Source organism: Microbispora hainanensis, from assembly GCF_036186745.1.
Classification (GTDB): Bacteria; Actinomycetota; Actinomycetes; order Streptosporangiales; family Streptosporangiaceae; genus Microbispora.
On the sequence record NZ_CP108086.1, the window covers coordinates 6,602,713 to 6,623,846 of the forward strand.

The window sequence follows — 21,134 nt, forward strand, 5'->3', positions numbered from 1 at the left end:
CCGAACCGCGACGATCGTACGGGACGGGTCAGGGGCGCATCCGCATGAGCGTCTCGGCCACGTCGACGACCGGCTCGCCGAGGTCGAACCGGCTGAACAGGTGGATCTGCTCGCCGGCGTCGATCTCCAGCAGCTCGAACGTCAGGCCGTAACGGCGGTGGGAGTCCACCCGGATGCGGTCCACGTCGTTCCAGGAGATGCGTTCCCGCCCGGACAGCCCGGTGACGACCAGCCCGTCCTCCCCCGCCGCGAGCCGTACCGGCGCGACCAGGTCCCGGCCGGTCAGCAGGCCGAAACCCAGGGTCGCGACGCCCGCGAGGAAGAGCTGCGCGCCGTCGCCGACGAGCGCCAGCACACCGCACAGCACCATGCCGGTGCCCTTCAGCGCAACGATCCCGCGCGGCACCCGCCATTCGTGCCGCGGCTCCTCAACTCCCGCCATCGGGGCAGCGTAACGAATGCGAGGACCTCTCGCGGCTCCTTTCCCGGCCGCCTGCGCCGTGCGGCGGCCCGGCCGCCGGCCGCACGCGCCGTGGGCCCGGTCGATCCCCGAAAGGCCCTCGATCCACCGGACTCTCGCAGACCGCCGTGATGCGGATCGACCGCGCGAACGCCGCGGCCACGATGCTGCGCGACGGCCACGATCGGCGCGTTCTTCGGGGGGGCTCGGCTGTTTCGCCAGGCCCACCTCGCACGTTCGCTACGTCGCTGCATAGGGCGCACCGCGCGCGAACTGCGGGAGGGCGGCCAAGCCTCGATGTCGTTTCCGTACAAGACCCGCCCCGGGCCGGGAAGCTAGCGTCTGCGTGCCGGTCAGCCCTGGCCGGCTGTCCGCCACCCGATTTCCGGGGGAAGAATCGTGCTGCTCAGCGTCAACACCTTCATCAGCCTCGACGGCGTCATGCAAGGGCCGGGAGCCCCGGACGAGGACCGCTCCGACGGCTTCGACCGCGGCGGGTGGCTCGTTCCGCACGCCTCGGCGCACACCAACGAGGTTGTCGAGAGCTGGTTCCGTGAGGCCGACGCCTTCCTCTTCGGCCGCACGAGCTTCAATCTGCTCGGTGGGTATTGGCCGAAGGTCACCGAACCGAACAATCTGATCGCCATCAAGCTCAACACGCTGCCGAAGTATGTCGTCAGCTCGACGCTGACCGACGAGGAAGCCGACTGGAGCCCGGCGACCGTCCTGCGCGGTGAACTGGTCGACGAGGTACGCCGGCTCAAGGAGCTTCCCGGAAGGGAACTCCAGGTTCACGGAAGCTGGAAGCTGGTGCAGACGCTGCATCAGGCGGGACTCGTCGACCTCTACCGGCTGCTCCAGTACCCAGTCGTCGTCGGGGCGGGGAAGCGCCTGTTCCCGGACGGATCGACGCCCGCGACGTTCACGACCGTGGACGAGAACTCTCGCGTACTGCCCGGCGGCGTCGTCTCGCTGACGCTCACCCCTGCGAGTCTCGGCGCGATCTCCGCGGGTGCGTACACCGTGGACGAGGGCCGCTCGGCGACGGTCCTCGGCTGACACCGGCGTCCGACCGCCTTCGGGACGTTGACGGCCGGCCGGAGCGAAGGGGCTCCGCCGTATAGCGGGGCCCCGGCGGGTCAGGTGTGATCAAAGAGGGTCGTCCTAGGGGGTCTCGTCCTCCACGCGCACCGCCTGCTCCTCCGGCGAGTAGCCGCCGAGGTCCGGCCCCACGTCCTCGGCGATCATGTCCTTCTCCGTGTCCACGCCCATGCCGCCGTCCGGATCGACGAGGCGGACGGGCTGGGCGGGGTCGGCGGTCGCGTAGCCGTCCGGATCGCCCGTGCCCGGCTCCGTGCCGGACGGGACGTCCACATCGGGCACCTCGCGGGACAGGCGCAAGTCCAGGGGCTCGCCCTCGCGCATCTCGCTGGGCGTGGTGCCGTACTCGTCGAGGCCCAGGGGCCTGTCGCCGGGCAGCGGCATCTCCTGCGGGTCCTCGGCCCACTGCTGCCCGGGCGTGCCCTCCTGCAGGTCCGGAATGCCTTCGTCCTCGAACCGCGAACGCGGGTCGGGCTGTGGTCTGTTCTCTCTCATACCGGTCCCCTGCCCCGCCGTACGGCCCTTAGGCAGGTCAGGTGACGGGCACGATCTCGGCCCGCCGCAGCACGCCGCCATCGACGTCGAGGATTCCGATGGTGCCGTACGGCTGGCGGCGGCGGTCGGTGGGCGAGCCGGGGTTGAACACCCGCACCCCGTCGCCGGTGAGGTCCATGGGGATGTGCGAGTGGCCGAAGACGACCAGGTCGGCCTCGGGGAAGCGGCGCCGCATCCGCGCGGTCCGCCCGGCGGCCTGCCCGCTGTCGTGGATCATCGCCACCCGGAGCCCGCCGAGGTCGAGGCCGAGCGTCTCGGGGGCGCCCCAGGCCGCGACGTCCGGGCCGTCGTTGTTGCCGAGCACCGCGTGGACCGGAGCGTACGCGGACAGCTCCACCAGGACGTCCGCGGTGCAGACGTCACCGGCGTGCAGGATCAGGTCGGCTCCCCGCAGGTGCGCGGCGACCGCGGGCGGGCAGGACTTCCAGCGCCGGGGAGCGTGGGTGTCCGCGAGCACGACGACCTTCACCGTTCCATCTTGCCCGTGAAGAAGAGGTGCCAAATCGCATATTCGGGGAATAGGGATTCAGGATCAGCACGACCCCCATGCCCTGCACCCCTACACCGGTCTCCCCGGCCGGTCCCGCTCGGGAGGAACGATGAGCAGGCAGATCGCCGACGGCTACCAGGCCCCCACCCTGTTCGAGCTCGAGGCGCGCGTACGCGGGCTGGAGGCTCAGGTCGCCCACCTCACCGAGCTGGTCAAGACGCTGTCCGGGCAGGGCAGGGAGGGCCGCTGACGGCCGCCCCGGCCCGGCCGCGAGGCACCCCGGACGACGGCGTCCCCGCCGGAGAGTCCCGCGGAGAAGCCTTGGACACGACGGCGTCCCCGCCAGGGAGGACCTGACGGGGACGCGGACGCCGGCGTGGGCCTCGCTATGCGCGACGTACGGAGGCGGCGACGGTATGGACCTTCCGGCCCGTGGCCCGCCCGTTCACGTGTCCGTTGCCGGACGCGCCGACGGGCGCCTTTCCGGATCCGGCCGCAGGCGCTTGACCGGATCCGGCCACAGCTCCTTGGCCGGGCCCGGCCGCGGATGCCTGGCCGGACTCGAGCACAGGCGCTCCGCCCGACCCGACCGCAGGCGCTCCGCCCGACCCGAGCACAGGCGCTCTGCCGGATCCGAGCGCGGGTGCTTTGCCGGATCCGTCGGCGGACGCGCCGGTCGCCCCGGCCTCGGGCCGGGGGTTCCACGCGCGCTCGCCCGGGCCCGTGCCCTCCAGGCCGGGGATCGCCCGCCCGTAGGACTCGCGCCCGGTGGTCATCGCCATCGCACCCAGCCATATGAGGGTCGCGATCGCGATCACCAGCACGGCTCCGAGCACCAGCACCGCCACCGCCGCCAGGGAGACCACGGCTCCCAGCAGCTCCACCATTGAGATTCCTCCAGAGGTCGACCCCGATTACGGCACTCCGGTGGCCGGCGGAAGATCACCCGCCACGTAGAGGAACGAAAATTGCCGGTTGTTGGTGCCTTGCCCTGTTTGGATGACCCTCATACCTTACTGATCGGCCACCGAGGGCCGACCCATGGGAAGGCCGTCGAGCCTGCGCAGGATCACACCCTCCCGCAGCGCCCACGGGCAGATCTCCAGCACCGGCAGTTCGAACAGGTCCATCGCGGCGTCCGCGACGACCGCGCCGGCGAGAAGCTGCGCGGCCCGCCCGGCGGACACCCCGGGAAGCTCCGCCCGGCGGGCGGCCGGCATCGTGGCCAGCCTGCCCGTCCACTCGACCAGGTCGTCGTGCGTCAGCGTCCGCTTGACGTACGTGCCCTCGCCGGACGACGCGGCCCCCGCGATACGCGCGAGCTGGCGGAAGGTCTTGGACGTGGCGACCGCGTGGTCGGGCCTGCCGTACTTGGCGACCGCCCCGACCGTCCGCGCGATCTCGGCGCGTACGTGCCGCCGCAGCGCGCGGAGCTCCTCCGGATCGGGCGGGTCGGCGGTGAACCAGTCGCGGGTGAGCCGCCCCGCGCCGAGCGGAAGGGAAACCGCGACGTCGGGCTCCTCGTCGATGCCGGACGCGATCTCCAGCGACCCGCCCCCGATGTCGGTCACCAGCAGCCGCCCGGAGGACCACCCGAACCAGCGGCGGACGGCCAGGAACGTGAGCCTGGCCTCGTCGTCCCCCGACAGGACCTGGATGTCCACCCGGGTGTCCGCCTTGATCTGGGCCAGCACGTCCTCGCCGTTGACCGCGTCGCGGACCGCCGAGGTGGCGAAGGCGACCAGGTCCTCCACTCCCTTGTCCTCGGCGATGCGGACCGCTTCGCGTACGAAGGCCCCGAGCCGCGCCGCGCCCTCGTCGCTGAGCCGGTCGCCGCCGACGAGATGCTCGGCGAGCCGCAGCTCGTCCTTGTGGGAGAACGCGGGCAGCGGACGGGCCCCCTGATGCGCGTCCATCACCAGCAGGTGCACCGTGTTGGAACCCACGTCCAGCACTCCTAGTCGCATGCCCCGACGCTACCGCCCGTACGGGAAGATCCATCGCCCCTCCCGGCATCCGGATTCGCCGAGCTCGCCCGGGTTTCACCACGAGGCTCACTCCGGGGCGACGTCGACCAGCACCTTGCCGACCGCGCCCGACTCGACCGCGTCGTGGGCGTCGGCCGTACGCTCCAGCGGGAAGTGGTGCAGGGGCAGCCCGGCCTCCTCGCCCACCCGCAGCGCGCCCGCCTCGACCGCCGCGCGCACGTCGGCAACGGCCGCGTCCTTGACCGCCTCGGGGACCGTGTAGACCAGCACGAACTGATAGCGGATGTTGCGGGTGAACAGGTCGCGCACCGACAACGTGACCGCGTCTCCGCCGTTGTTCGCGTACACCGCGACGACCCCACCGGGAGCGGTGACCGCCGCGTCGAGGACGGCGTTGGCCGCGGGCGCGACCTCCACCACGATGTCGGCGCCGCCCGGGGCGACGCGGCGGATCTCCGCCGCCGGATCGCCGACGCGGTAGTCGACCACGTGATGCGCCCCCGCGGCCCGGGCCAGCGCCGCCTTCTCCGGCCCGCTGACGGTGGTCACCACGGTCGCCCCGGCCCAGCGGGCGAGCTGGATCACGGCGTTGCCCACGGCCCCGGCCCCGCCCGCGACGAGGATGGTCCTGCCGTCGAGCGCTCCGGGGGCGAGGCGGTCCGGTCCGCCGTCCGCCACGGTCAGGCAGCGATGCGCGGTCAGCGCTGGGATGCCGAGGCTCGCACCGAGGTCGAGGGAGGCTCCGTCCGGCAGCGGCACGACCTGCCGCTCGGGCAGCACGACATACTCCTGTGCGGTGCCGTCCGGACGCCCCCAGGCGGCCTCCCACACCCACACGCGATCACCCGGGGCCACCCCCGTGACGCCCGGCCCGGTGACGTCCACGATCCCGGCGCCGTCCTGGTTGGGCACGGCCTCCGGATGGCTCAGCGTGCCGCGCCGCGACTTCCAGTCGGTCGGGTTGACCCCCGAACGCACCACCCGTACGCGTACCTCTCCGGGCCCCGGCTCGGGCACCGGCCGTTCGGTCAGGCGCAGGACGTCGCTGTCCCCGGTCTCGGAATACACGATCGCTCTCATAACCGCTCTCAGCGGCCGGGTCCGTACGGCTATTCCGGTTCGGCCCTTTCCGCTCGGGTAGTTGCAGCCCGATCGGGCGAGGGGGTGCGGCGGCATGAGCGTCAGGCAGAGGTACGGCGGCCTGTCCGGCGGAAGGGCCGGTGACCGGCTCGGCGGCACGGCGGGCGGCTGGTCGAGGGACTGGTCGGGAAGCTGGGCCGGCGGCTGGGCGGGAGGCCGCTTCGGCCGGCGTTTCGGACGCAGGGGCAGGCGGCTGCGGGCCACCGCGAGGGACGCGTTCGGCTGGCAGCAGCTGCGCCCCGGCCAGCAGGAGGCGATGGAGCACCTGCTCGCGGGGCGCGACGTGCTGCTGGTGATGCCGACCGGCGGCGGCAAGTCGGCCGTCTATCAGGTGCCCGGCCTGCTCCTGGACGGCCCGACGGTCATCGTCTCGCCGCTCATCGCTCTGCAGCGCGACCAGGTCATGGGCCTGCTCAAGGCGGGGGCAGCGGGCGCGGTGGCGGTCAACTCGGCCGGCTCGGTCGAGGCGGGCCTCGACCAGGTCACGGCGGGCGACGCCGAATATGTGTTCCTGTCCCCGGAGCAGCTCGCCAAGCCCGAGGTGGTCGAGCGGCTGGCCGAGGCCCGGCCCTCCCTGATCGCGGTGGACGAGGCGCACTGCGTGTCCGCCTGGGGCCACGACTTCCGGCCCGAGTATCTGCGGCTCGGCAAGGTGATCGAGCGTCTGGGCCATCCCCCGGTGATCGCGATGACCGCCACGGCCGCGCCGACCGTGCGCGAGGAGATCGTCGAGTCGCTCGGCCTGACCGGCGCGCAGCAGATCGTGCGGGGGTTCGACCGGCCCAACCTCCGTCTCGACGTCCACCGGTTCACGAGCGACGACGACAAGCGCAGGGCCCTCGCCGACCACACCGCCGGGCTCGACGGCGTGGGACTGCTCTATGTGGCGACGCGGCGCCAGGCCGAGGAGTACGCCGGCCTGCTGAGGGAGCGCGGCCGCCGGGCCGAGGCGTACCACGCGGGGATGAAGGCGAAGGAACGCCGCCGCATCCACGAGCGGTTCCAGGACGACGACCTCGACACCGTCGTGGCGACCTCGGCCTTCGGGATGGGCATCGACAAGCCCGACGTGCGCTACGTGCTGCACGCCGCGCCTCCGGAGTCGCTCGACGCGTACTACCAGGAGATCGGCCGGGCGGGCCGGGACGGCAACCCGGCCGATGCCGTGCTGTTCTACCGGCCCGAGGACCTGGGGCTGCGCAGGTTCTTCGCCGGGGGCCACGCGGACGAGGCCATGATGCGGCGCGTCGCGACGCTGGTCCACGAGCACGGCGGGGAGGTCGCCGCCGCCGACCTGCGCGAGCTCCTCGGCGTCGGGGCGGCCAGGCTGGCCTCGCACGTCAACCTGCTCGAACGGGCGGGCGCGGTCGAGGTGACCCATGGTGGCGCCCTGCGCTACACCCCGGACGGCCCGCCTCCGGACGAGGCCGCCGCCCACGCGGTGGAGATCGACGATCTCCGGCACCGGATGGGGGACTCCCGGCTGGAGATGATGCGCGGCTACGCGGAGACGACCGGCTGCCGGCGCCGCTTCCTGCTGGAGTATTTCGGCGAGCCGTACGAACGGTCCTGCGGCGACTGCGACACCTGCCGCTCCGGTACGGCGACCCCGCCGGAGACCGGCGACGGGCGGTTCCCCATGCACGCGGACGTCCGGCACGCCGAGTGGGGGCACGGGATCGTGATGAGCCGCGAGCAGGACCGGATCACGGTGCTGTTCGACTCCGTGGGCTACAAGACGCTGGCCCTCGGCCTGGTCGGCGAGCTGCTCGAAGTGGTCTGACGAAGCGGAGAAGCCACGAACGGCCTGGGCAATCATTACCCATCGTGTCCATATCACCACTTGCGGTGGTTTCACCCTGTGTTGAGACTCAAAGGCGGAGGTCGTGAGATCGGGGGTGGTACCGGTGCGCGAGGCGATCAGCGCCAGGGAGACGTGGCCGTTCGAGTGCCTGCGCTGCCTGCGTGTCTGGGAGGAGGAGTACGTCGTCCACCGCACGCGCGACGAGCAGGGCGTCGACGTCGTGATATGGACCCGGGACGAGGTCGTCGTCCCGCCACCCTGGTCCGGGACGACCTGCCCCGGATGCGGCCGTGAGATCGTGACCTCGTTCCCCACGGGCTACCTGGCTCACCATCCGGAGAGCGCACCGGGCCGCGAGCCCGCGGCGCAGGCCCCGGCCGGCGGGACGCCCGCCAGGGGCGTGCCGCTGGCGTCGCAGGCGCTGCTCACCCTCGCGCTCCTGCTGCTGGCGGGTGCCGGTCTGTACGAGCGGCTCAACGCGGGCTGAGCACGCCGGTCCGTACGGGCGGCTCCACGTCCGCTGAGCACGCCGGTCCATACGAGCGGCTCAACACCGGCTGAGCACGCGCCGGTCCGTACGCGTTCACCGGGCACGCTTCGAAGCCACGGGGGCCTCCGGCGCGAATTCCCTATGGCCCGGCGCTCCGCTCCCAAATATGGCCGGATATTAGCAGATATAGCAGCACGGCTCGACCGCCGCAGGATCTCACCGTGAAAATGCGTGGGACCGGGAAATGCGTCGAGCCGCCCACCGGGTCGACGTCGCGCGGTTCCCGCCGCGTCGTGGGCCGTGATCGCCGCACGTCCACGCCGGGCGGCGTACCGAGACCTGTATGTACGACGACAAGCCCGGCGTCCTTTCTCACTGATCGGCCGGACGGAGGATTTCCCGCGCGGAAATTGATTTTGCGGGGGACGCCCGGCCGATGAACGAGCGCGGAGAAGCAGGAGACACCGGCAGAGCCGATCACCTGACGTCTCGGGTCGCGTGTGCCCGGCCTGCATCGGGGTGCTCGGGTTGTCCACAGGTTGACTGAGGGGGCCCGGCGAATCCGGCAGAATGAGAGCCCCTCGGAGAGGGCGGACCCGGAAGAAGGCGGATCAGGATCGTGACGACGTCCATTCAGCAGCGGATCGCCGAAGAGCTCGGCGTGCGCGAGAGTCAGGTCAGCGCGGCCGTCGACCTGCTCGACGGCGGGGCGACGGTGCCGTTCATCGCCCGCTATCGCAAGGAGGCCACGGGCGCGCTCGACGACGCCCAGTTGCGCACGCTGGAGGAGCGGCTGCGCTACCTGCGCGAGCTGGAGGAGCGGCGGGCCGCCATCCTCGACTCGATCCGGTCGCAGGGCAAGCTCGACGAGGCCCTCGAAGCGCGCATCATGGAGGCCGACTCGAAGGCCCGCCTGGAGGACATCTACCTGCCCTACAAGCCCAAGCGCCGCACCAAGGCGCAGATCGCCAGGGAGCTGGGGCTGGAGCCGCTGGCGGACGCGCTGCTCGGCGACCCGTCGCTGGACCCCCAGGCGACCGCGGAGGCGTACGTGCGCGAGGGCGTGGCCGACGCCGCCGCCGCGCTGGAGGGCGCCCGGGCCATCCTGGTCGAGCGCTTCGCCGAAGACGCCGACCTCATCGGCGACCTGCGGGAGCGCATGTGGTCCCGCGGGCGTCTGATCTCCCAGGTGCGGGAGGACAAGCAGGAGTCCGGGGCCAAGTTCTCCGACTACTTCGACTTCTCCGAGCCCTTCACCCGCCTGCCCTCGCACCGCATCCTCGCGATGTTCCGGGGTGAGAAGGAAGAAGTGCTCACGCTCACCCTCGACCCGGAGGCCGAGGAGCCGAACGACTACGAGGCGCGGATCGCCCGGCACTTCGGCATCGCCGACCTCGGCCGCACGGCCGACAAGTGGCTGCTCGACACCGTGCGCTGGGCCTGGCGGACCCGCGTCCTCGTGCACCTGGGCATCGACCTGCGGACCCGGTTGTGGCAGGCGGCCGAGGAGGAGGCCGTGCGCGTGTTCGCGGCCAACCTGCGCGACCTGCTGCTCGCCGCTCCCGCGGGGGCACGGCCGACCATGGGCCTCGACCCGGGCCTGCGCACCGGCGTGAAGGTCGCGGTCGTGGACGGCACCGGCAAGGTCGTCGCCACCGAGACGATCTATCCGCACGAGCCCAAGCGGCAGTGGGACCAGTCGCTCGCGGTGCTGGCCCGGCTCGCGACAGAGCACAAGGTGGAGCTGATCGCCATCGGCAACGGCACCGCGTCGCGGGAGACCGACAAGCTCGCCGGTGAGCTGGTCAAGCACATGCCGCACCTCACCAAGATCGTGGTGTCGGAGGCCGGAGCCTCCGTCTACTCCGCGTCGGCGTACGCCTCCCAGGAGCTGCCCGGTCTCGACGTCTCGCTGCGCGGCGCGGTCTCGATCGCCAGGCGGCTGCAGGACCCCCTGGCCGAGCTGGTCAAGATCGACCCCAAGTCCATCGGCGTCGGCCAATACCAGCACGACGTGTCCGAGGTGAAGCTGTCGCGCTCGCTCGACGCGGTGGTGGAAGACTGCGTGAACGCGGTGGGCGTGGACGTCAACACCGCGTCCGCCCCGCTGCTGACCCGCGTCTCCGGCATCAGCGCCGGGCTGGCGGAGAACATCGTCGCGCACCGCGACGCCAACGGGCCGTTCCGCTCCCGGACCGGGCTGAAGGAGGTGCCGCGGCTCGGCCCGAAGGCGTTCGAGCAGTGCGCGGGCTTCCTGCGCATCCCGGGCGGCGACGACCCCCTCGACGCCTCCAGCGTGCACCCGGAGGCCTACCCGGTGGTGCGCCGCATCCTCGACTTCACCAAGAGCGACCTGCGCACGCTGATCGGCAACACCTCGGCGCTTCGCTCGCTCAAGCCGTCGCAGTTCGTCGACGACACCTTCGGCCTGCCGACCGTGACCGACATCCTCAAGGAACTGGAGAAGCCGGGCCGCGACCCCCGTCCGGCGTTCAAGACCGCCACGTTCAAGGACGGCGTCGAGAAGCCGTCCGACCTGTCGCCCGGCATGATCCTGGAGGGCGTCGTCACCAACGTCGCCGCGTTCGGGGCGTTCGTCGACATCGGCGTGCACCAGGACGGCCTGGTCCACGTGTCCGCGATGTCCAACTCCTTCGTGAAGGACCCCCGCGACGTGGTCAAGCCCGGCGACATCGTGCGGGTCAAGGTGCTCGACGTGGACCTCCAGCGCAAGCGCATCTCGCTCACGCTGCGCCTGGACGACGAGACGGCCGGCGGTGGCCGCCGGGGCGGGCCGAACGGCGAGGCCCGCGACGACCGGCAGGACGGCCGGCGCGGCCAGCCGCGGCAGAACCAGTCCCGCCAGAACCCCGCCCGCCAGGGCCAGAACGGCAGGGGCGGGTCCGGCCGCGGCAACGGCCGGGGCTCGGGCGGCGCGCCGCTCGGCGGAGCCATGGCCGAGGCGCTGCGCCGGGCCGGTCTGACCGACCCCGGCTCCAGCGACCGCCGTTCCCGCTGACGCACCCCCGGTCCGGCCACGCCCCCGATTCGACGGCTGTCGTGCCCGGCGCTCGCCTTCTGAGCGCCGGGACCACCGTTCCCGCCGACGGCACCCCGGGGGCCGGCCAAGGTCCGGCCCGACAGCCGCCCGCACCCGGCACCCTGCCTCCGGGGTGACGGGACCGCCGCCACCGCTGAAGGCACCCCGGGTTGGCCAAGGCCCCCACCAGACGACCACTCACGCCCGGCTTCGGTGCGGCGGCACCGCTGTTCACGCTGACGCATTCGCCCGACCCATCGGTTCTCGCGCGCGCGCACCCGGCGCTCGCCTTCCGAGCGCCGGGACCGCTGTCAGCGGCCACAGGAGAATGCCCCGCGAACGGTGGACGCGGGGCACGGTGTCGATCAGGCCCGACGAGCGTGAAGTCGATCGGACCTGATGACCACAGGGTCGATCAGGTGCGATGAACGGTCATCCGGTCACTGCTGTTGCTGTTGCTGCTGCTGTTGCTGTTGCTGAGCGCGGCCGCGCTGCTGTTGCTGTTGCTGCTGCTGTTGCTGACCGCCCGCCCCCTGCTGTTGCTGCTGCTGTTGCTGCTGCTGCTGCAGTCGCTCGCGATGGTGGCGGCGGGGGCGATCGCGACCGTCCCAACGGTCCCAACGGTCGTGATGGTGGCGGAAGTGGTGGCGATAGCGGTGCCTGTCACGGCATCTGCCTCCCGGGCAGTCCCCCGTGACCGACGGCCGGACGACCTGCTCGGTCGTGCCGGCGGCGTTGGCCGACTGCGTCTGAATCGCGACAGGGACCACGAGAGCCGAAGCCGTCATGACGGCAGCAGCCAGTGCTTCTTTGAACATGGGTATCCCTCCGTCGGCTCCGTGACGAGAAGGCGGATGAACATCCGAATTCACGGAGCTCGAATCGATCCATCGAACCTGGATCCGGACCCTGATTCTCACGCTAAAGGCAGCAAACGCCGCAGTCACCCATCGTGGGGCAAATAAGCATTTTTAGCAACAAAACGCATGCAGCCTGGAAATACGGGGCTATCCGGCCCTGATTCGAACAGGTCGGCGATCACTACTTTGCGAAGACCTGGAGCCGATTCCCCTTGATGTGGAATTTCACTTGCCGCTTCCTGGGTAATGGACGTCTTCACGCCCCTCCCCGGCCTCCCCGGCGGCGGGGCCGCTCACGTGCGCAGCGAGCCCCGTCGTCAAAGCCCCGCCGTCAAAGCCCCGCCGTCACAGCCCGTCCGGGCACTGAGCAGGCCGCGCCGCCGCGGCCCATCCGCGCGCTCAGCAGCACACCCCGCCGTCAGAACCCCGCCGTCACAGCCCGTCCGGGCACTGAACAGGCCGCGCCGCCGCGGCCCATCCGCGCCCTCAGAGAGCCCCGCCGGGGCTGGCGGCGGCCGGTGTGAGCAGATCCTCCAGAACGGCGGCGAGTGCGGCGACCCCGGCGAGGCAGTCGGCCTCGTCGGCGTGCTCGTACGGCGAGTGCGAGACGCCCGTGGGATTGCGCACGAACAGCATGGCCGCCGGGACCTCACCGGCGAGGATGCCGGCGTCGTGCCCTGCCCCCGTGGGCAGCACCGGCGCGCCGCCGAGGACGCCCGCGACACGGTCGCGCAGCGGCACGTCGAAGTTCACGACCGGTGTGTAGGACTCCCGGGTCACCTCGGCCCCCTCGGCAGCTCGGGTCGTCTCCTCGACGAGCCTGTCGAGCAGGGCGGCGTCCGGCGCCCGGCAGTCGAGCCAGGCGCTGACCAGCGACGCGATGGCGTTGGTGCCGTTGGGCTCGACTTTGATCCTGCCGAAGGTGGCCAGGGCCCCCAGGCGTTCGGCGTTCGCCCGGGCGGCCAGCACCGCCGCCGCGTACGCCGGCATGGGATCGCGCCGGTCCTCCAGGCGGGTGGTCCCGGCGTGGTTGGCCTCCCCCCGGAAGTCGAAACGCCAGCGGCCGTGCGGCCAGATCGCGGAGGCGACGCCGACCGGATGCGGTGTGGCGGCAAGGTGGCGGCCCTGCTCGACGTGCAGCTCCACGAAGGCCCCGATGCGGGTCAGGCGCGCGTCGTCACGGCCGGCGGCCGCCGGGTCGCGTCCCGCCCGCTCCATCGCCGCTGCCAGCGTGACGCCGTCCGCGTCGCGCAGCGCCCCTGCCGTCTCGGGACGGACGGCGCCGGTCATCAGCCGCGATCCCAGGCAGGCCAGGCCGAATCTTGCGCCCTCCTCCTCGGTGAAGTTCACCACCGCCAGCGGCCGCTCCGGCCGGAACCCGCGCGCCCGCAGGGCGTCGAGCGCGGCGAACGCCCCCACGACCCCCAGCGGGCCGTCGTACGCCCCGCCATCGGGCACGGAGTCAAGGTGGGAACCGGTCACCACGGCGTCGCCCGCCGTGGAATCGCCCAGCCAGGCCCACTGGTTGCCGTTGCGGTCTGTCTCGTACGCGAGGCCTCGGCTGAGTGCCTGCTCCTCGAACCAGGCCCGGCACTCCGCGTCGGCCGCCGTCCAGGCGTGCCGCCGATATCCGCCCGTCGCGTCGCACCGGCCCACGGGGAGCAGGTCGCGCCACAGCCGGCGGAAGCCGTACTCGACCTCCTCCGGCAGGACCAGGGCCGCGCCCTCACGCATCGTGGTCCGCCCCCGCCCCCGCCCCCGCCCCCGCCTCGGCCATCGGGACGCGTACGCCGCGCTCCCCGGCCACCTCGACGGCCCGGTCGTATCCGGCGTCCACGTGGCGGATCACACCCATCCCGGGGTCGTTGGTCAGCACCCGGCGGATCTTCTCCCCCGCCAGCGGCGTGCCGTCGGCGACGGTGACCTGTCCCGCGTGGATGGAGCGGCCGATGCCGACCCCGCCGCCGTGGTGGATGGACACCCAGGACGCGCCGGAGGCGACGTTGACCATGGCGTTGAGCAGCGGCCAGTCGGCGATCGCGTCGGAGCCGTCCAGCATGCCCTCCGTCTCGCGGTAGGGCGAGGCCACTGAGCCGCAGTCGAGGTGGTCGCGGCCGATCACGATGGGCGCGGAGATCTCCCCCGAGGCGACGAGGTCGTTGAACCGCTCGCCGGCCCGGTCGCGCTCGCCGTACCCGAGCCAGCAGATCCGCGCGGGCAGGCCCTGGAACCGCACCCGCTCCCCCGCCATCCTGATCCACCGGGCCAGCGGCTCGTTGTCGGGGAACAGATCGAGGATCGCGCGATCGGTCGTCGCGATGTCGGCCGGGTCGCCCGACAGCGCCGCCCACCGGAACGGGCCCTTCCCCTCGCAGAACAGCGGCCGGATGTAGGCGGGCACGAACCCCGGGAAGTCGAACGCCCGCGCATAGCCGGCGAGGCTCGCCTCGCCCCTGATCGAGTTGCCGTAGTCGAACACCTCCGCACCCGCGTCCTGGAAGCCGACCATCGCCTCGACGTGCCGGGCCATCGACTCGCGGGCCCGGCGGGTGAAGCCTTCGGGGTCCTTGCGCGCCAGCTCGGCCATGTCCTCGAACGCGACGCCCAGCGGCAGGTAGGCCAGCGGGTCGTGCGCGCTCGTCTGGTCGGTCACGATGTCGATCTCCGCGCCCCCGGCCAGCAGTGCGGGCACGGCCTCGGCCGCGTTGGCCACGACGCCGATGGACAGCGGGCGGCGGGCGTCCCTGGCCTCGTACGCCAGGCGCAGAGCCTCCTCCAGGCTCTCGGCCCGGACGTCGAGGTAGCGGTGGGCGATGCGGCGCTCGACGCTGCGCGGGTCGCAGTCGACGCAGATCGCCACGCCGCCGTTCATCGTGACCGCGAGCGGCTGCGCGCCGCCCATGCCGCCGAGCCCGGCGGTGAGCGTGATCGTCCCGGCGAGACTGCCGCCGAACCGCTTGGCCGCGACCGCCGCGAACGTCTCGTACGTGCCCTGCAGGATGCCCTGGGTGCCGATGTAGATCCACGAACCGGCCGTCATCTGGCCGTACATCGTGAGCCCGAGCCGCTCCAGCCGCCGGAACTCCGGCCATGTCGCCCAGTCGCCGACGAGGTTGGAGTTGGCGATGAGCACGCGGGGAGCCCACTCGTGGGTGGTCATCACGCCGACCGGGCGGCCCGACTGCACCAGCAGGGTCTCGTCGGCCCGCAGGGTGGTGAGCTCACGCACGATCGCGTCGTACGACGGCCAGTCGCGGGCCGCCTTGCCGCTGCCGCCATAGACGACGAGCCGCTCCGGATGCTCGGCGACCTCGGGGTCGAGGTTGTTCATGAGCATGCGCAGGGCGGCCTCCTGCTGCCAGCCGCGGGTGTTCAGCGTGCCGCCGCGCGGAGCCCGGATCGGAGCCCGGCCGCCGGAATCCCGCTCGCCGGAATCCCGCTCGCCGGAATCCCGCTCGCCGGAACCCCTGCCGCCGAAAATCCGCTCGTCGGAACCCCCGCCGCCCGAACCGTGGTCGCCGGAACCCTGGTCGTGCGCGGCCCTGCCGTTGAGGGCGCCACCGCCGTCGTCAGCCACGAGTTCTCCTCCCACCCGCGCCCGCGGCGCATGGTTCTATTCAGTGAGTCCCACCCATCGTGGGTGAATGAATAGATTCAGTCAATGAGGAACACCCCACGGGCGGCGGCCGACGCCTCGAACGCCTCCAGGCGGGCCTGGGCCCCGGGCAGTTCATCGCACATCGCCTCAAGCAGCACCCGGCCGAGCATCATCGGCGCGCACGCCGTGTCGAACACCAGGTGCGTGCCCACCGCGGCGGTGAGCAGAACGTCCGACAGGCCGGCGAGGGACGGCACGCGCCGGTCCGCGACCGTGACGACGGCCAGCCCGGCCGCGCGGGCGGCCCGGAGCGCGTCCAGCAGTTCGGCGGGATAGCGGGGCAGGGCGAAGCACAGCAACGCCGTGGCCCCGGCCGCCGCCGCCTGCTCGACCCGGTCGGCGAGGAGCGACCCCGCCTCGTGCAGGGGCCGTACGTCGGGGTGCACCTTCGCCGCGAAGTACGCGAATCCGGCGGCCTGGGCGGCGGCGGCCCGCAGGCCCAGCACCGGCAGCGGCCGCGAGGCGGCGAGCAGGCGGGCGGCTTCGGCGACGGGCCCGGGATCGTCCAGCGAGCGGGCGAGGGCGCGCAGGTTCTCGATCTCCGCCAGCACGGCCCGCCGATAGCCGCCGCCCGCGCCCGCCGCCCGGTCCGCCCCCAGATCGGGCCACGACTCGGGCAACGGCTCGGACCACGACTCGGCGTCCGCGGGCGCAAGCTGCCGAGACCCGGGTTTCTGCGGCACGGAGCGGGCGGGCGCGCCGGGGTCCGGCGACGGACGATGCGAGCCCTCCGGCGGGGCGGGAGGCACCGGCGCGGGCCGCTCCCCCCGGCCTCCGGTCCGTCCATCCGCGCCGCCGTCGGAGAGCCGGGGCGTCGCCGTGGAGATGCGGGCATCCGGCCCGGCGTCCTCCCCGTTCCGGCCGGAGCCGTCCCGTTCCCGGCCCTGCCGTACGCCCAGCTCGCGGAACCTGCGCCGGAGGCCGGGATATCCGCTGTAGCCCAGCGCCGTCGCGAAGCGGGTCACCGACGGCTGGCTGACCCCGGCCAGCTCGGCGACCTCGATGCTCGACAGGAACGGCGCCTCGGCGGCGTGCTGCGCGAGGCAGTGGGCGATCCTGCGCTGCACGGGCGTCAGCCGGTGCCCCTCGAACAGCCGCAACAGACGGGACGCGGCGTCGTCGTCAAGACCGCCGAGGTCCCCGAGGTCCCCGGGAACCTGGCGATCACCGTCCCGGGCACTGCCGTCGCCCCGATCGTCACTGTGATCGCGGACGTCGCCCTCATCGCCAAGGTCATGATCGTCGCGGCCGTCACCCTGAGCGGCGGCGTCACGGGGGTCGCGGGGGGTGGACGGGCCGTCGTCCGTGTGGTGGCCGGTGTTCATCGTCCTCCGCCTCGCCTGCCCGCGCCGGGCCGTTCGGTCTGCATGCTTTTATTCAACACGCAGTCTCCGGGGAGGGGTTGTCCACAGGCAAGACGCCATCAGCGCGGCCCGCGCGGAGATTGCCTAGTCTGATCGGCAGAACTCAGCAAGGAGATTGCCGTTGATGACCGGTGGTTTGAGAAGTGGTGGCCTGGGCCGGCGCCTGGGGTTCGTCGCGGGAGCGGCCGCCCTGGCGGCGGCGGTGTGGGCGGTGCGCGACGTCCCCGCCGCGCTGGGGGCGCGGCCCTCGGGTGAGCGGGCGCTCCGGGTGCGGCGCTCGAAACAGTTCCGCAACGGCGCGTTCCGCAACACGAGCCCCAGCCCCGTCCTCCCGCCGGGGACCAGGCAGCAGGTCGTCCGCGAGTTCCTCCGCCGGACGCAGCGCAAGCCCCGGCTGCCCGTTCCCCTGATGACTCCCGGCCCGTCCCGGGGCGGCGACCTCGACGCCGTCTGGTACGGCCACTCCTCGGCCCTGATCGAGATCGAGGGGCGGCGGGTGCTGCTCGATCCGGTCTGGAGCGAGCGTTGCTCCCCGGCGTCGTTCACCGGGCCGCGGCGCCTGCATCCTCCGCCGGTGCCGCTGTATCAGCTGCCCGAGCTCGACGCGATCGTCATCTCGCACGACCACTACGACCACCTCGACATGGACACGGTGCGCCTGCTGGCCCGCACGCAGTCCGCGCCGTTCCTGGTGCCGCTCGGGGTCGGCGCCCATCTCGAACGGTGGCGGGTGCCCGCGTCGCGGATCGTCGAGCTCGACTGGAACGAGGAGACCACGGTGTCCGGTCTCCGGTTCGTGGCGACCCCCGGCCGTCACTTCTCCGGCCGCGGGCTCCGCCGGGACCAGACCCTCTGGGCCTCCTGGGTGATCGCGGGCGAGCGGCGCCGGGTCTTCTACACCGGCGACTCCGGCTACTTCGACGGGTATGCCGCGATCGGCGAGACGTACGGGCCGTTCGACCTGTCGGTGATCCAGATCGGCGCCTACAGCAAGGGCTGGCCGGACATCCACATGACGCCGGAGGAGGCGATCCTCGCCCACCTCGACGTACGCGCCGGGGTGCTGCTGCCGGTGCACTGGGGCACGTTCTCGCTCGCCCCGCACGCCTGGAACGACCCGATCGACCAGCTGTGGCGGGAGGCCAAGGCACGCGACGTGCGCCTCGTGGTGCCGCGGCCGGGCGAGCGCGTCACGGTGGACGACCCGCCGCCGGTGGACGGCTGGTGGCAGACGATCCTGTGAAGAGCCGGTCCGCGCCGCGAGGTGCGGGCCCTCGGGGCCGATACGGTGTCTGGGCCATCGCCGAGACGCTGGAGCAGGGCCGCGACAGGCCGGTCGGTTGATCCGGGCCGAGTCAGGGGGCGGTGGCCGCCGGACGGCTCAACGCGTCGGCGCGGGTCGGATACACGGTGAGCCGTGAGGTCAGGCCGAGCAGCGAGAACAGGTGACGCATCTGCGGGCTCATCCCGCAGAGCGCGCCGTCGCCGTCCTTCGGCGGGGTGCGGACGCAGGCGTCGATGAGCACCCGCATGCCGGCGCTGTCGATGAACCGCAGTTTCTCCACGTCGAAGAGGATGCGCGTCGCGGGACGGGCCAGGAGGGGCTCTACACGCTCACGCAGCCGGGGGACCGTGATCACATCGAGTTCGCCGCTGAGGGTGACGAGGGTGAAAGGAGGTGACTGCGCCACCGACACCTGGAAGTCGTGCATGGCTCCCACCTCCGTTGGTGAGATGACCCCACCGGAACAGCTTCCGGACTTGGCCATACTACGCGTAATCGGGCGATTAATCGCAGATTGCCGACGAAAGTCTGTTCAGGTTTCACTTCCGCCTCTCAGGTAGTCCCGGTCCATCGGCATACGAGCAACGGCGGTCGTCTGCCTCAGGCCGGTCACCACGCCGGTCACGCCGCCGGTCACGCCGCCGGTCACCGGACTGGTCGCGGCACTGGTGACGGCACTGGTGACGGCACTGGTGACGGCACTGGTGACGGCACTGGTGACGGAACTGCTCACCACGGGAGGCTCATCCAGTAGTGGTTCACCGGAGTCGAAGAAGACCGGCGACCCCGCACGCCGGGACGGCGTCCAGCGGCTGACGGCCCCCGCCCACGGCCCCAGCCCACTGGATGACAATCTCGGTCAAAGGCTCCGAATGTCCACGTTTGTCGCATTCCACGGTTTGGGTACGCCCAGCGCCAATCGTGGGGAGGAGCACCGAGATGACGTTCAATCCGCTGCAGGAGCGGGGAGTCCCGCTGGATCGGCAGCTGCGCAACTGGCGCGAGCTGAATGTCACGCCGATCGACCCCGACCGCGCCGATCCCTACACCCGGTGCCGGATCATCACGATGAACGGCATCGAGATGGAAGCGGTCATGTTCAGCCATCATTTCGCCCGGCGGTGCCAGGACCTGGAGGTGCGGCAGCGCCTGGCGGAGGTGCGCTACATCGAGGCCCAGCAGCAGAAGGCGGTCAACTGGCTGCTGCCGGGGCAGTCCTCGGTGCTGGAGACGACCCTCGGCTACGAGCAGGTGGCGGTGGACCTGACCGCCTGGGTGGCCCGCATGGAGCCCGACCCCTATCTCAAGCAGGCCTACCAGTTCGGCGTGCTGGAGGACTTCGACCACCTCTATCGGTACGCCAACCTGTACGAGATGATCGAGCACCGCAAGGCCGAGAAGATCGTCGACCAGCTGACCGAGGTGATGCCGGGCCGGCCGACGAAGATGCACCACCGTCACCCGGTCGACAACGTCCGCGAGCACTACGACCGCAACAAGGCGAAGCCCATCTCCAAGCTGCACGCGCTGACCATCATGTCCGCCGAGCAGCAGACGATGAACTTCTACATGAACGTCGGCCCGACGTACATGGAGCCGATCGCGCGGCAGCTCTACCAGGAGATCGGGCTCATCGAGGAGGAGCACGTCACCCACTACGAGTCGCTGCTCGATCCGGGCGAGACGTGGTGGGAGCAGTGGCTCAACCACGAGTACAACGAGTGCTACCTGTACCACTCGTTCATGGAGACCGAGTCCGACCCCAGGATCAAGGCGATCTGGGAGCTGCACCTGAACATGGAGCTGGAGCACCTGCGGATCGCCGCGGACATGTTCCGCCGGCACGACGGGCGCGAACCGGAGCAGGTGGTGGCCCGGGAGCTGCCGAAGCCGGTGACGTTCGAGCCGAACAAGGAGTATCTGCGCGAGCTGATCTCCACGCAGATCGACTACACGACCCTGGGCACCGGGTACGTCCAGGAGGCCCACGAGCGGTTCCAGCGCTGGCAGGACCAGCTCATGGGCGGGGAGGAACCGCCCAGCGAGCGCGTCATCGACGACAACCGCGCCAGGTCGGGTGACGAGTATCGCCTGGAGACCGAGGGCTCCCACCCCCTCTACAGCCTGCGCACCCACTGAGGACGCGCCCCGGCCCGGGTCCGTACGCGTCGTACAGACCCGGGCCGGGGCCGGTCGTGCCGCCCTTACTTGCGCATCGCCTGCCGGATCAGGTCGCGTGCCCGATCCATGATCGCCGCCGGCGGGCCCAGCAGCAGGTTGCGCGTCATCGACTCCACCCCCGGGCGCGGGCGGGTCGGGGCCATCGCCTCGGCGGCACGGACCCCGAGCGCCATCGCCCGCCGTTCGGCCGCCGTCGTCTCGGCCCGGAGCCTGGTGAACTCGTAACGCTCCTCGGCCCGCGCGTGCGTGAGCACGGCCATCCGGAGCCGGTCGAGCTCGGACATGAAGCCGGGATGGTCCGGGCCCATCTCGTTCAGCTTGAGGAGCATCTCCTTGGCCTCGCGCTCCTCCTTGAGCCGGTCGGCCACCACGCCCGTTCCCCCGTCCACGCGCAGCCGGGTGTAGGGGTGGACGATCTCCTCCTCCGCCGTCTCGTGGACGGCCAGCATGCGCACCAGCCGCCGGAACGGCTCGGCGCGCTGGTCGGACGGGGCGTGCTCCACCTCGTCGAACATCTCCCTGATCAGCGCGTGCTGGTGGATGAGCAGGTCGACGACGTCGCCTTCCTTCATCAGTTCCGGCACCGGGTGCTGCATCTCGGTCATGTCCCTCTCCCCTCTGATATGGCAGCCCGGCCTCCCATGGAGGCCGGGCGCCGGACGAAACGGGACCACGGTCGAGCGTGACCGCACAGGGCGGACACCCGGCTATCTACCCC

At 71.9% G+C, this 21,134-nt stretch carries 20 protein-coding genes; 8 read left to right on the forward strand and 12 right to left on the reverse strand.

Going from position 1 to position 21,134, the window contains the following annotated elements; all coding sequences use genetic code 11:
* Positions 1 to 28: 28 nt before the first annotated feature.
* Positions 29 to 442, reverse strand: coding sequence for a PH domain-containing protein (locus OHB01_RS30505; RefSeq protein WP_142646939.1), 414 nt, complete (start codon positions 440 to 442; stop codon positions 29 to 31).
* Between the two features lie 417 nt (positions 443 to 859).
* Here OHB01_RS30505 and OHB01_RS30510 point away from each other — a divergent pair, with 417 nt between their 5' ends.
* The gene (locus OHB01_RS30510) at positions 860 to 1,519 is read left to right on the forward strand and encodes a dihydrofolate reductase family protein (protein WP_142646938.1); all 660 of its coding nucleotides are present in this window, start codon (positions 860 to 862) and stop codon (positions 1,517 to 1,519) included.
* Between the two features lie 105 nt (positions 1,520 to 1,624).
* On the opposite strand, the gene OHB01_RS30515 is transcribed toward OHB01_RS30510, so the two are convergent.
* Positions 1,625 to 2,056 (reverse strand): DUF5709 domain-containing protein, encoded by a 432-nt coding sequence (locus tag OHB01_RS30515; protein ID WP_142646937.1) that lies wholly within the window; start codon positions 2,054 to 2,056, stop codon positions 1,625 to 1,627.
* 37 nt (positions 2,057 to 2,093) lie between these two features.
* The gene (locus tag OHB01_RS30520; RefSeq protein WP_142646936.1) at positions 2,094 to 2,585 is read right to left on the reverse strand and encodes a metallophosphoesterase family protein; all 492 of its coding nucleotides are present in this window, start codon (positions 2,583 to 2,585) and stop codon (positions 2,094 to 2,096) included.
* Between the two features lie 130 nt (positions 2,586 to 2,715).
* On the opposite strand from OHB01_RS30520, the gene OHB01_RS30525 reads away from it, so the two are divergent.
* Positions 2,716 to 2,856: a hypothetical protein gene (locus OHB01_RS30525; RefSeq protein WP_168065798.1), complete on the forward strand. Its 141-nt coding sequence runs from the start codon at positions 2,716 to 2,718 to the stop codon at positions 2,854 to 2,856.
* Between the two features lie 136 nt (positions 2,857 to 2,992).
* Here the strand turns inward: OHB01_RS30525 and OHB01_RS30530 are convergent, their stop codons facing one another.
* The 3 genes from OHB01_RS30530 to OHB01_RS30540 all read right to left on the reverse strand — a co-directional run bounded on the left by OHB01_RS30530 (position 2,993) and on the right by OHB01_RS30540 (position 5,674).
* Complete coding sequence (locus OHB01_RS30530; protein WP_328854327.1) at positions 2,993 to 3,493, reverse strand: hypothetical protein; 501 nt, start codon at positions 3,491 to 3,493, stop codon at positions 2,993 to 2,995.
* 126 nt (positions 3,494 to 3,619) lie between these two features.
* The gene (locus OHB01_RS30535; protein WP_142646934.1) at positions 3,620 to 4,573 is read right to left on the reverse strand and encodes a Ppx/GppA phosphatase family protein; all 954 of its coding nucleotides are present in this window, start codon (positions 4,571 to 4,573) and stop codon (positions 3,620 to 3,622) included.
* Between the two features lie 87 nt (positions 4,574 to 4,660).
* On the reverse strand, positions 4,661 to 5,674 hold the full coding sequence (locus OHB01_RS30540) for an NADPH:quinone reductase (protein ID WP_328854328.1): 1,014 nt from the start codon (positions 5,672 to 5,674) through the stop codon (positions 4,661 to 4,663).
* A 94-nt stretch (positions 5,675 to 5,768) separates the two neighbouring features.
* On the opposite strand from OHB01_RS30540, the gene OHB01_RS30545 reads away from it, so the two are divergent.
* From OHB01_RS30545 to OHB01_RS30560, 4 genes are all read left to right on the forward strand, one after another.
* On the forward strand, positions 5,769 to 7,517 hold the full coding sequence (locus OHB01_RS30545; RefSeq protein WP_328709980.1) for an ATP-dependent DNA helicase RecQ: 1,749 nt from the start codon (positions 5,769 to 5,771) through the stop codon (positions 7,515 to 7,517).
* Positions 7,518 to 7,620: 103 nt separating this feature from the next.
* Complete coding sequence (locus OHB01_RS30550; RefSeq protein WP_142646931.1) at positions 7,621 to 8,025, forward strand: hypothetical protein; 405 nt, start codon at positions 7,621 to 7,623, stop codon at positions 8,023 to 8,025.
* A gap of 622 nt (positions 8,026 to 8,647) precedes the next feature.
* Complete coding sequence (locus OHB01_RS30555; RefSeq protein WP_328854329.1) at positions 8,648 to 11,047, forward strand: Tex family protein; 2,400 nt, start codon at positions 8,648 to 8,650, stop codon at positions 11,045 to 11,047.
* Positions 11,048 to 11,517: 470 nt separating this feature from the next.
* Positions 11,518 to 12,033, forward strand: coding sequence for a hypothetical protein (locus OHB01_RS30560; protein WP_328854330.1), 516 nt, complete (start codon positions 11,518 to 11,520; stop codon positions 12,031 to 12,033).
* A 381-nt stretch (positions 12,034 to 12,414) separates the two neighbouring features.
* On the opposite strand, the gene OHB01_RS30565 is transcribed toward OHB01_RS30560, so the two are convergent.
* The 3 genes from OHB01_RS30565 to OHB01_RS30575 form a co-directional block, all read right to left on the reverse strand.
* A complete protein-coding gene (locus tag OHB01_RS30565; protein ID WP_328854331.1) occupies positions 12,415 to 13,662 on the reverse strand; it encodes an allantoate amidohydrolase in 1,248 nt (415 codons plus the stop codon).
* On the reverse strand, positions 13,655 to 15,328 hold the full coding sequence (hutU, locus tag OHB01_RS30570) for a urocanate hydratase (RefSeq protein ID WP_221889896.1): 1,674 nt from the start codon (positions 15,326 to 15,328) through the stop codon (positions 13,655 to 13,657). The genes OHB01_RS30565 and hutU overlap by 8 nt, the downstream gene beginning before the upstream one ends.
* A gap of 254 nt (positions 15,329 to 15,582) precedes the next feature.
* Positions 15,583 to 16,911 carry a hypothetical protein gene (locus tag OHB01_RS30575; protein ID WP_328854332.1) on the reverse strand — a complete coding sequence of 443 codons (1,329 nt, stop codon included), beginning with the start codon at positions 16,909 to 16,911 and terminating at the stop codon, positions 15,583 to 15,585.
* Between the two features lie 163 nt (positions 16,912 to 17,074).
* Between OHB01_RS30575 and OHB01_RS30580 the strand changes: the two genes are divergently transcribed.
* Entirely contained in the window at positions 17,075 to 18,193 is a 1,119-nt protein-coding gene (locus OHB01_RS30580; RefSeq protein WP_147943336.1) for an MBL fold metallo-hydrolase, read from the forward strand.
* A 112-nt stretch (positions 18,194 to 18,305) separates the two neighbouring features.
* Here OHB01_RS30580 and OHB01_RS30585 read toward each other — a convergent pair whose 3' ends face one another.
* Together OHB01_RS30585 and OHB01_RS30590 are read right to left on the reverse strand one after the other, a co-directional pair.
* A complete protein-coding gene (locus OHB01_RS30585) occupies positions 18,306 to 18,662 on the reverse strand; it encodes an STAS domain-containing protein (protein ID WP_168065793.1) in 357 nt (118 codons plus the stop codon).
* Positions 18,663 to 18,767: 105 nt separating this feature from the next.
* A complete protein-coding gene (locus OHB01_RS30590; RefSeq protein WP_328854333.1) occupies positions 18,768 to 18,968 on the reverse strand; it encodes a hypothetical protein in 201 nt (66 codons plus the stop codon).
* Positions 18,969 to 19,174: 206 nt separating this feature from the next.
* Between OHB01_RS30590 and OHB01_RS30595 the strand changes: the two genes are divergently transcribed.
* Positions 19,175 to 20,374: a hypothetical protein gene (locus OHB01_RS30595; protein WP_142646924.1), complete on the forward strand. Its 1,200-nt coding sequence runs from the start codon at positions 19,175 to 19,177 to the stop codon at positions 20,372 to 20,374.
* 65 nt (positions 20,375 to 20,439) lie between these two features.
* Here OHB01_RS30595 and OHB01_RS30600 read toward each other — a convergent pair whose 3' ends face one another.
* The gene (locus OHB01_RS30600) at positions 20,440 to 21,021 is read right to left on the reverse strand and encodes a hemerythrin domain-containing protein (protein WP_142646923.1); all 582 of its coding nucleotides are present in this window, start codon (positions 21,019 to 21,021) and stop codon (positions 20,440 to 20,442) included.
* Positions 21,022 to 21,134: the final 113 nt, after the last annotated feature.